This window comes from Vibrio sp. MM46, from assembly GCF_027587135.1.
GTDB lineage: Bacteria > Pseudomonadota > Gammaproteobacteria > Enterobacterales > Vibrionaceae > Vibrio > Vibrio harveyi.
Window position 1 is genome coordinate 64,318 of sequence record NZ_JAPPTO010000028.1, and the last position, 10,553, is coordinate 74,870.

The following is a 10,553-nucleotide window of genomic DNA, read 5'->3' on the forward strand; positions in this document are numbered from 1 at the left end:
TAAAGAGTTAAATAAGGAACTAATTATGTCACGTGACGGCTCGGTGGCTCCTAAAGAGCGAATTAATATCCGTTATGTTCCAGCAACTGGTGATACGCAAGATGACGTAGAGCTGCCGCTGAGCATGATGGTTGTTGGTGATTTTACTGCACGTGCAGATGAGACGCCAATCGAAGAACGTACTCCAATCAATATCGATAAAGACAACTTTAACGAAGTGCTAGAAGGCATGTCTCCAAACGTTAAAGTTAACGTTGAAAACCGTCTTTCTGATGAAGAAGGTGGTCAAATCGGCGTTGATTTGACGTTCCAAAACATGAAGGACTTCTCTCCTGAAGCGATCGCGAAAAGCGTACCTGAGCTAAACAGCCTGCTTGAGCTTCGCGAGGCCTTAGTTGCACTTAAAGGTCCTCTAGGTAACGTTCCTGCGTTCCGTAAGAAGATCGCATCGGTTCTTCAAGATGAAGAAGCGAGAAAGAAACTGTTGGATGAACTAAGCATTGGCGATGACCAAGAAGCGAAAGAAGAGTAAGGGATACCATGTCTGCAGAAGCACAAGCGCCAGAACAAGAAGCAGCCTTAGTTGAATCAGGCTCACTTCTGGATAGCATTCTTAACGAAACTCGTTTAAAGCCAAGTGATGAAGGTTTTGACGTTGCGAAACGCGGCGTAGAAGCATTCATCAGTGAGCTACTAAGCAGCTCGAACACAGAGAAAGTAGATCAATCTTTAGTTGATTTGATGATCTCTGAAATCGACCAAAAATTGTCTAAGCAGGTTGATGCGATTCTTCACAGCGAAGAAGTTCAAGCGATTGAATCAACGTGGCGTGGTCTTAAGTACCTTGTTGACCACACCGACTTCCGTGAGAACATTCAAATTGAACTGATCTCAGCGAAGAAAGATGAAGTTCTTGATGACTTCGAAGACGCACCAGAAGTGGTGAAGTCTGGTCTTTACAAACAAATCTACACGCGTGAATACGGTCAATTCGGTGGTAAACCTGTTGGTGCGGTAATCTGTGACTACGACATGTCAGCGTCGTCGCCAGACATCAAACTGATGGAATACATGGCGAACGTAGGTGCAATGTCTCATGCTCCATTTATCACGTCAGCATCGGCTAAATTCTTCGGTTTAGACAGCTACGAAGAATTACCAAACCTAAAAGATCTTAAATCTGTATTCGAAGGACCACAGTACGCGAAATGGCGTGGTCTGCGTGAGCACGAAGATGCGCGTTATCTAGGTCTATGTACGTCTCGCTTTATGCTACGTACGCCTTACTCTGTAGAAGATAACCCAATTAAGGCGTTTGACTACGATGAGCAAGTGACAGATAGCCACGACAACTACCTATGGGGTAATTCAGCGTACGCAATGGCGTCTAAGATCAGTGAATCTTTTGCTAAGTACCGTTGGTGTCCTAACATCATTGGTCCTCAAAGTGGTGGTGCAGTTCAAGACCTACCGGTTTACAACTTTGAAGCAATGGGTCAAATCGAAACCAAGATCCCAACCGAGATCCTTGTTTCTGACCGTCGTGAGTATGAGCTAGCAGAAGAGGGCTTTATTGCGCTAACCATGCGTAAAGGTTCTGATAATGCAGCATTCTTCTCTGCAAACTCAGTTCAAAAACCAAAAGTGTTTGCGAATACGCCAGAAGGCAAACAAGCAGAGATGAACTACAAGCTGGGAACTCAGCTTCCTTACATGTTCATCATCAACCGTCTAGCACACTACATCAAAGTGCTACAACGCGAGCAAATCGGTTCTTGGAAAGAGCGTTCTGACCTAGAAATCGAACTGAACAAATGGATTCGTCAATACGTTTCTGACCAGGAGAACCCGCCAGCGGAAGTTCGTGGTCGTCGTCCACTGCGTGCTGCTAAGGTTGAAGTATCAGACGTAGAAGGGGACCCTGGCTGGTATAAAGTATCAATGTCTGTGCGCCCTCACTTTAAGTACATGGGCGCAAGCTTCGACTTGTCTCTAGTTGGTAAACTAGACCAATAGCCCTTTGCTTAAACCAACAAGCAGCCAGTGAAGACTGGCTGCTTTTTTCGTAGGACCGAACATGGAAAAAGGTTATCGTCTTTTAGAGCGGATCGAGCTAGGTGAACCAAAGAATTGCTACGAGAAAGTGATGTCTCACAAGCATTTGATCGAGTCCATTCATTCTCATCTTGCTGATTTGCTGAACACGCATTCTGGTAACGCGATGATAGACAGTGATTATGGGCTGCCAGATTTTAACGACGTGCTTTCCAACAATACGAACCTCGTTCGTCATATTCAAAAGAACATCACATCAACCATAGAACGCTTTGAGCCGAGGCTTCTGAATGTCGAGGTTCATTACCGTGAAGATCACCATAACCCACTACAACTCGGTTTTGGTATTCACGGCGAAGTTTCCCATAACGGCGGTAAAGTCCCAATGTCGATCGATGTCTACATGGGAACCGACGGTCAATTTAACGTTTAGTAGGTGCCACTTGAGTAACAGTAAATACTTTCAAGATGAACTCACGTATTTGCGTGAGTCGGGGAGTGAGTTTGCCAAATATCACCCGAAGTTAACTCACTTTCTCTCTGAAGGAACCTTCGATCCAGATGTCGAGCGACTGCTTGAAGGTTTTGCTTTTCTGACCGGGCGTATTCGAGAAAAGATAGACGATGAGCTACCAGAGTTAACACAATCGTTAATGACGTTGCTTTGGCCCCACTACATGCGCTCGATTCCGTCTTTGTGTATCAGTGAACTCAAACCACATACGGGCAGTGTTACTGAGAAAACCCTAGTAAAACGTGGCGCAGAGATGGCAAGCGAACAGGTGGAAGGTACTCAGTGCCTTTTCCGCACTTGTTACGATGTAAATCTATACCCAATCACGATTGCCAACATTGAACAAACCAACAGTCGCACCAGCTCGGCGATTGATGTCACGGTGTCAACCGAGCATGGGCTTGAACTGTCTCGCATCAGTTTGGATACGTTGCGCCTACACCTGCATGGTGAGATTCATATCACTCGCACGGTGTTTTTATGGCTATTCCGTTATTTGGATTACGTTGAACTGGATGTCGGTGGCGGCTACAAACATCGTCTTGGTCCAGAATACGTTACGCCAGTAGGGCATGAAGAAGATGAGGCGCTGCTGCCTTATAGCAAAAACTCATTTGCGGGTTATCGTTTGCTGCAAGAGTTCTTTTCTTTGCCAGATAAGTTTATGTTCTTCGATATAAAAGGACTCGAGTGGCTAAAAGGCATCCCACAGCGCAGTACGGTGAAAATCAAATTCCACTTTAAGCGCGCATTGCCATCAGAAGTCGTGCTTAAAGATAAACATTTAAGGCTGCATTGCACACCCGCCGTAAACTTGTTCCAAAAGGATGGGGATCCAATTCGTTTAGAGCACCGCCGGAATGAATACAAAGTTCGCCCGCAGAGCAGCACCCAAGAACACTATGAAGTGTATTCGATTGAGCAAGTAGAGAGCTGGAGTAAAGATGAGCGCCGTCGCAAACCGCTTATCGAATTCGAGTCTTTTGAGCACCAAATCAACCAACGTGATAAACGAGAGTTCTACAAATCGAAGGTAGGCGAGCGAGTAAGCGGAAGGGGTTTAGAGCGCTATATCTCGTTCCATACTCACAATGGTGACATTGCGGATTTAGGTACCGAAACAGTATTGATGAAACTGCAATGCAGTAACGCGGACCTAGCCGAACGTCTGTCGGTAGGTGACATCACTTATGCAACCCATAAATCACCAACGTATGCGACGTTTAGAAACATCACAAAACCGACCCAATCGGTCAGCCCTCAGGTAAACGGCGAGCTTCAATGGCAGCTGATCGCCAATATGTCGCTCAACTATTTGTCTTTAGCGAATATCGATGTGTTGAAAGTTCTGCTCTCTACTTACGACTTTCATTCTCGTGTAGACAGGCAAGCACATCGCGCGTCGATTCATCGACTTGATGGCATTATTTCTTCAGAGATGAAACCAATCGACCGTGTGTTCAGAGGCGTTTCAGTACGTGGTAATCAATTTAAGTTGGTTACTAACTCTCAATTCTTCGTAAACGAAGGCGATATGTTTCTCATGGCAACGGTACTGAACGAGTTCATTCGTCTGTATTCGAGTGTGAACTCTTTTACCGAGCTGGAAGTGTTTGATGAAGCAACCGGGGAAGTTTACAACTGGGCAAGCCTCATTGGGCAGCAGACGATTCTATGATTAATACACTTTCTGATAAGTCGAATGAGTTTAGCTTCTACCAAGCGGTGTTGCTGCTTGAGAAGCATTACCAGCTTGAACCAAATTCTAAGTTTATCGCAGTCGGTGAGAACAAATACTTTCATCAAGAACGTATCGAGTTCAGTGTGTCGTCAAACCTTTGCTTTCCAAAGAGCGATATGGAATTTATCACTCATATGGAAAGAAACGGGCAGCAGTATTCACGCGTAGAAACGAACTTTCTTGGATTGCATGGTTCTAGCTCACCACTGCCAGCTTCTTATACTGAGAAACTTGCAGGGCGAGACCCAGATGACAATCCGGTAAAAGACTTTTTTGATTTCTTCCATAATCGCTATACCAGTTTGCTGTATCGCGTATGGAAGAAATACCGTTACCATGTACAGTATCAAAGTGGTGCGAACGACGCTTTTTCCGGGCGTATACTGCATTTGGCTGGTCTATCCGGCGTAATGCAAGATTGCGACGTCGCTGAGTTAGATCGAGCGAAAATTCTCTCTTACGTGAATCAACTGTCCACACGCACACGTTCTCCTAAGTTGATTTCAGGTATAGTTTCACACTACTTTTCGTTACCTAGTGTCCGTATCGAAGAGTGGGTATATAGGCGTGTTGAAATTGCTGAGAGTCAGCGAAACAAATTAAACCGTTCCAATTGTGTGTTGGGTCAAAGCTTACATTTAGGGCAAAGCATTGCAGACTTAAACGGTAAGTTTAATTTGTGCATCGACAACATTGATTTTGAAACTTTTAAGCAGTTTTCTTACGATGGTGAGTTACATAAAACCTTAGTAGGTTTGATGCGTTTTATTTTGCGTGACCCGATGTCTTGGGATCTTAAGTTAACGGTTAACCTCGATACTATCCCTGAAAACCAACTGGGGAATGGGGAAGGGAACCAGTTAGGGCAAACATTTTGGCTTGGTAATCCGGGTGACAAAGACGCTAAGATTCGCCTGATTGGCAGCATCTAATGCTTATCATATGATGGGGAAAACGCCAGTTACAATAAAGCCGCGAGTTGTTCGCGGCTTTTTCGTCTGTATAGAATATTTGGCGGGAACCAAAAACTTATCGGCTGATTGGTTGATGAAGAACAACCGTCGTGTCGAGCTTCTGAATACCGCTAAAAGATTCAATCTCATTACATAGATGGTGAATAGACTGAAGGTCTGGTGCTTCTATAAGCGCGATAATATCGAAGCTACCACCTACAACGCTTGTCAGTCGTACCTCTGGAATTTCTTTAAGGGCATTTGTTACGTCGTTTTTTTTGCCCTTTTCGCAAGAAATCAGCAGGTAGCTGGCAGCTTTGCGACCTTCATTTTCAACGCGGATTTGTGCAGTGTAGCCTTTTATAATCCCCGTTTTTTCCAATCTATTAATTCTTTCTGCAACAGCAGTACGAGACAAACCGATATTTCGAGATAGATTCGCAATCGACTCTCGCCCGTTAGATAACAGACTGGAAAGTATTTTACGATCTAACTTGTCTAAGCCTTGTAAAGTCATGTTTGAAATCATGTGTTCTGCCTATTCTGGTTTTTATATTGTTATTAAATCGACTCTGGGAGTGTAAAGTTATACAGCTCAGCTAGAGTGAATGGGTTTTTCTGTGTCAAAGGGGTGATACGAAGGCTCAAATCCCTTCCTGACACTTTTATGTCACTGACGAAGCTACCGTTATGAGTGTTTGTCAGGGTCGAATCACCTAGCAATCTGTATATCGCCCACTGACCACTCTTATTTAGAACGTGTTGTTTGCCTTCGTCTGTCACATCTTGGATCGTGATTCTTATATTGAAGTCACCGTTCTGCGGCGGCCACTCCATTTCACGAATTCGGCTCGGACCATGATAGTAGTTGATATCAGTGTCTGAAATTTTCAGACTGGCTCTGATAGCACTCGAATCAAGGTCTAGTACTTTCGCACTGAACGGGATGTAAACTCGGTTTGTGCTCTTATTGATTAACGTATCGCGGATAACGTTGTAGTTGCGCAATTGCACCAATAGGGCAGGAGAAAGAGGCATGGTTTCGCCATCTACCTGTTTTGGTGTCCACAAGTTAGTATCGTAGAACGGTGCGAAGTTCTTCTGAATAAACGTGTCTAATAAACCACCTGATGCGAACAACAGCTCGAAGTCTTCAATTGAGATCTCTTCTGTCGCGTTCAGATCAAATGGGTATTTACCAAGCCCTAGCTCTTTAAACTTGGTGTAAATCTCGCTGTACCATTGGGTTTGAATGCCTTTTGCTGATTCTTTGATCATCACTGACCAGCTTTGCTGAACGACATCAAGTAACCAACTGCGCACTGGCTCTGGCGATTTCTGAGCAATCTGCTTAAGTTTAATCAATGGATCGGCTTCAGTGCTGTTCATTCGGTGCTGGGCTGCAGCAAGTGCGGCCATTTGCGGGTCTGGCGCATCAGCGATGTCTTTCATGTAAGTACGAACACGGCTTAATGCTGCAATCGTTTCATCCCACGGAGTAGGGGAGTTAGGTGTTTCACTGACTTGAAGTTGGTTCAACAGGTGGAAGGCTTGTTCGACACGCTTCATTAACAAGTAGTCAGGCTTCACTGCTTCTTCTACTGCTTCTGATGCCGAATCTGCTGCTTCTGCCAGTTTCGGGTTTACTTTAGCAATCAATGCATTCTTCTCGCCGACAGGGGAGAACTGAGTGTTGGCGTAGACTTGCTTTAACACTGTGGTCATCGGCGAAGATGGACCTGAAATTAAGTCGATAGCATTGGTTAGATCACCGACATTGTTGTAATGGTGGACTTTCAGTTCACTCAGCGCATTACGCCAGTAGTTGATGTAGTCATCGGTGTACTTCTTACGGACTTGAGTTTTGAACGCTTCTTGTTCTTGTTTCGTAGGGATCACATGGTTAGATAAACCAAGAACCCAGTTGTCACTGATCACTTGTTGTGACATCAAATCCACACGAGGGCGATAGAAGGTACTAAAGCCTGTTGAAGTGTAAACCTTATCGATGACCAAGCGGTTATCGTCGAGTGGTTCGTTGAAAACGTTATTGAATTCGAAGCCAACCGCGCGTTGAAGATCGAGCGTGCCAAGGTCGATGGCATCTGCTTGGTTCAATATACCAGCATAAACAAGATCTACGTTAGAGTGAGCAAGCAATGAGCGTCGAGTAGCGCGAACAATGTCCATGTTGATGTCGACAGGGGCGAACTGGGTACGGAAATAAGCATCCAGGTAACGCATTGCCTGATTCACAACATCTGGTTTGTCACTCAAATCGTTTAATGTTTGTAGCGTCTGACGACGTAGGAATTGAATATCGCGCTTGGATGGATCATTCAGCATTAAGTAGCCTTTGAGTAAAGGCAGTGTCGCAGTAATGTCGTGCTGATTATGAGTCAGTTCCAGACGGTAGCCTTTCTCAACAACTGGCATGAGCTGTTGTGAGACTTCTTTGAGCAGTGCTTCGTAGGCCAGTCTTGTCGTTTGGTCCAAGCGGCTGATGTTCAAAGGTAGTACTTCTTCATCAAGCGCACGAGAACCTTCTAACCATGCGCTGTATGAAGGTTGAATTGCACGAGTCGCACTCACTAATAGCTGATTAAAGCTTGCTTCTTGTTCTACCTGCCCTTTGTCGTCAATGCCGAGCAGTTGGTTAATCACACGCAAGTTGCTATCTAGTGTTGTGACAAAGAAATAGCCGCCGCCAGCTAATAGAATAACTGATGCCAGCATAGCTAAATGGCTTTGGCGCTGAATCAAGCGCAGATACGTTTTGTTTTCTCCCGCAAAGTCGCTCTCCGGTAAGATCTGAGAATCAATCAAGAAACGAGAGAAGTAAGGGGTTTCTGTAAGTTGTGTGTGCTCAGAAGCAATGATCGGCAAATTGAAGTAATTGCTGCAGCTTTTCGCCAACAAGTTGTACTTACGACCGCCTTGCAAGCTAGAACAGAAGAAGATCTCACGAATATCGAGAGAGTAAACACCACTGTTTGCATCACAAAGGCGTTCAAGTACATAACTAATTTCTGCTTGGCAAAGTTCAAACTGTTTTGGGAAAGCAAGAATGGCTTGTTTTTCGTCGATATCCGCTGAGTTTGCGGATGCGTCTAACGCATTTGTTTCCAGCACTTTCACTAAGTTACGGAATCCGTCACGATAGTACTCAGTGATTACGCCTTTCGCTTCTTTTAAAGGAATGGAAAGAAACTCTACACGAGTCTTAAGAGAACTGAAATGAACGTATTCTTTGAAACCATCTAGCTTATCAAGCTTAGACATCATCATGTAAACAGGCAGTGCTGAAGACGTTTTCTCGCTGATAGAGCTTAGTCTCTGCAACAGGGCAGTAATCGTGTAGTCTTTTTGCTCTGATTCTGAAACGATCATGAATTCAAAGTCTGTAAAGAATAGACATCCAGAAAATGGTTTTCTTGGGCGATGACGAATAACTTCATCAACGAATGTATTCCACAATGATGCGTCGCTACTGGATACCTCTTGAAATACGAGGCGTTGGTCTGGTTTGACATAAACGGCACTGTCAGACTCATACCATTCAAAGAAGTCATTTTTTGCCGTACGAGAACGGTCCATCGGTTTAATCGCACTGGAGTTAAACAAAAATTGGCGTCGTCCAGAACCTTTATTACCAATCATTAGATAAATTGGCTTTTTTCCAGCGTTAGAAAGAAGAGGGCGAATCACCATTGAAAGCGCCTCTTCTTCGGTTTCTAAACGTTGTGCTTTTGAGTTGTTCTTTTTCTTAAGCCACAATGAAAACTGGAATATAAGATAAAAGGTAGCAATGACTCCTAGACCAATCCATAGATAAAGCTTATCTGCATCTTCGAGTAAGAATAAATATACTGCTGCAAATATTACAGCCAAGATTAAAGCCACTATGGTAGAAACCACGATCGGGTTTCTTAGTATTTTTTGTTTGAACATAAGCCTATAACTTCTTTACTTGTATTGTTACTTATTGTCGTTTGACGCAGTTTTTAACTGATTAATCTTATATAGGTAGGTGTTCAGTAAAAGGAGGGAGCGCTCAATTTCCTTTTGCTGCGCATTTTTTTCTGCAAACTCTATTCGACCCAGAAGGGGAAATAGTGAATTGCTATACTCATACGCCTTCTTAGAGTCTTTATCTGAATTCTGATTAGCGACATTAGCGAATACCGTCCTAGCATAGGTAAAGCGTTTGTATATGACATCGAATTCATTTTCGAAACGAGAACGTTGATCTAAAAAATTCTCACGAAGTTGTTGAGCTGAAGATGAGTCAGGGTAGATTTCCGTCAATTCATGAGTGAGCTCATCAATCGTATTTACTCTGCTTACTTTTACAGGATCGAGCGTCCAATCCGTCATCAACGTATCTAATCGTTCTATCGTTGCTGAACGTAAAGAGAGGGAGTGATCTTTGTTTTCAACGCTAAATGAGCCGACGATGTTCGTCAGCTCTGTCAAAGAGGCATGCTCAATCTCAACTTTTAGTGTCTGAAACTGATGTTGCTTATAAATAAAGTGAGAAGCCAAAGCCGCACCCAGTAGTCCAACCACGGAGAGCAGCACAACGCGGCTTGATTTGGATGTTTCAGGCTCTTGAGCTGGTGGTATATGTTTCGCATTGGTCTTCGGTGGTGGTGCGATATCAACTTTAATTCCAGTGACTGGTTTAGGCGGCTCTGGCTTAGTTTGCTTCGCTTCTAATGCCATGACTTCTTTGGCTTTCGCTTCTTTAATCTCTTCAATCCATTGATTCAAGATACGACGAATACGACCAAAAGATGGAGCCTTAATGCCATAGTGAAGACGCAACTCTTCCTCGATGCGTAAACATAATTGATGTGCCGCTTCGATGAGAGGAAGCTCTTCTGGTAAAACTCGTTGTTTTTTGATTCGTTTCTCGGTGTATTCAACCATCCATTCGATGGCACTGATACGAGCATTAGCCTTTGCGTGTTCAGGGTAGGCGGTGTACCAATACACGACACACAAATCAAGCAACGAGTTCAAACCCTCAACTAAGCCTTTTAAGCCATCGTTGTGGGTGGCGGCTACCGTAAAGTAACAGCTACATCGAAAGTCTTTACCTTGAGTGCTAAGAATCTTCTTTGACAGAGTCTGAACAGTCTTCCATGAGACTCTTCCGGTTACTTTATTTAAGTTATTTATTTGACGCTTTATTTCGTCAAAATCATCTAAGCCATTAGGATTTGATCCACTAGGGGTACTTTCATCGATCGGTCTTCGAGTGAAGTCGCTGAAAAACATATTTTTT

8 protein-coding genes are annotated in these 10,553 nt (G+C 43.9%); 5 read left to right on the plus strand and 3 right to left on the minus strand.

Annotated features, from left to right (window positions below; all coding sequences use genetic code 11):
• The first annotated feature begins 25 nt into the window (after positions 1–25).
• The 5 genes from tssB (at position 26) to tssG (ending at position 5,242) form a co-directional block, all read left to right on the plus strand.
• Entirely contained in the window at positions 26–532 is a 507-nt protein-coding gene (gene tssB / locus OH459_RS23560; RefSeq protein WP_005449476.1) for a type VI secretion system contractile sheath small subunit, read from the plus strand.
• A gap of 8 nt (positions 533–540) precedes the next feature.
• The gene (tssC, locus tag OH459_RS23565) at positions 541–2,016 is read left to right on the plus strand and encodes a type VI secretion system contractile sheath large subunit (RefSeq protein WP_005449474.1); all 1,476 of its coding nucleotides are present in this window, start codon (positions 541–543) and stop codon (positions 2,014–2,016) included.
• Positions 2,017–2,077: 61 nt separating this feature from the next.
• Positions 2,078–2,488, plus strand: coding sequence for a type VI secretion system baseplate subunit TssE (gene tssE, locus OH459_RS23570; protein ID WP_005449472.1), 411 nt, complete (start codon positions 2,078–2,080; stop codon positions 2,486–2,488).
• Positions 2,489–2,498: 10 nt separating this feature from the next.
• A complete protein-coding gene (gene tssF / locus OH459_RS23575) occupies positions 2,499–4,247 on the plus strand; it encodes a type VI secretion system baseplate subunit TssF (protein ID WP_269989028.1) in 1,749 nt (582 codons plus the stop codon).
• The gene (gene tssG / locus OH459_RS23580; protein WP_256901602.1) at positions 4,244–5,242 is read left to right on the plus strand and encodes a type VI secretion system baseplate subunit TssG; all 999 of its coding nucleotides are present in this window, start codon (positions 4,244–4,246) and stop codon (positions 5,240–5,242) included. Before tssF ends, tssG begins: the two co-directional genes overlap by 4 nt.
• A 97-nt stretch (positions 5,243–5,339) precedes the next feature.
• On the opposite strand, the gene OH459_RS23585 is transcribed toward tssG, so the two are convergent.
• From OH459_RS23585 to OH459_RS23595, 3 genes are read right to left on the minus strand one after another with little or no spacing between them, the layout of a single operon-like run.
• The gene (locus tag OH459_RS23585; protein ID WP_005449466.1) at positions 5,340–5,792 is read right to left on the minus strand and encodes an Lrp/AsnC family transcriptional regulator; all 453 of its coding nucleotides are present in this window, start codon (positions 5,790–5,792) and stop codon (positions 5,340–5,342) included.
• 32 nt (positions 5,793–5,824) lie between these two features.
• Positions 5,825–9,214, minus strand: coding sequence for a type VI secretion system membrane subunit TssM (gene tssM / locus OH459_RS23590; RefSeq protein WP_069688178.1), 3,390 nt, complete (start codon positions 9,212–9,214; stop codon positions 5,825–5,827).
• A 27-nt stretch (positions 9,215–9,241) separates the two neighbouring features.
• Positions 9,242–10,546: a type VI secretion system ImpA family N-terminal domain-containing protein gene (locus OH459_RS23595; protein ID WP_269989029.1), complete on the minus strand. Its 1,305-nt coding sequence runs from the start codon at positions 10,544–10,546 to the stop codon at positions 9,242–9,244.
• Positions 10,547–10,553 lie beyond the last annotated feature (7 nt).

Bases quoted from the DNA above. Each gene is read 5' to 3' on its own strand.
- tssB (WP_005449476.1), top strand. From the start codon at position 26: ATGTCACGTGACGGCTCGGTGGCTCCTAAAGAGCGAATTAATATCCGT.
- tssC (WP_005449474.1), top strand. From the start codon at position 541: ATGTCTGCAGAAGCACAAGCGCCAGAACAAGAAGCAGCCTTAGTTGAA.
- tssE (WP_005449472.1), top strand. From the start codon at position 2,078: ATGGAAAAAGGTTATCGTCTTTTAGAGCGGATCGAGCTAGGTGAACCA.
- tssG (WP_256901602.1), top strand. From the start codon at position 4,244: ATGATTAATACACTTTCTGATAAGTCGAATGAGTTTAGCTTCTACCAA.
- OH459_RS23585 (WP_005449466.1), bottom strand. From the start codon at position 5,792: ATGATTTCAAACATGACTTTACAAGGCTTAGACAAGTTAGATCGTAAA.
- tssM (WP_069688178.1), bottom strand. From the start codon at position 9,214: ATGTTCAAACAAAAAATACTAAGAAACCCGATCGTGGTTTCTACCATA.
- OH459_RS23595 (WP_269989029.1), bottom strand. From the start codon at position 10,546: ATGTTTTTCAGCGACTTCACTCGAAGACCGATCGATGAAAGTACCCCT.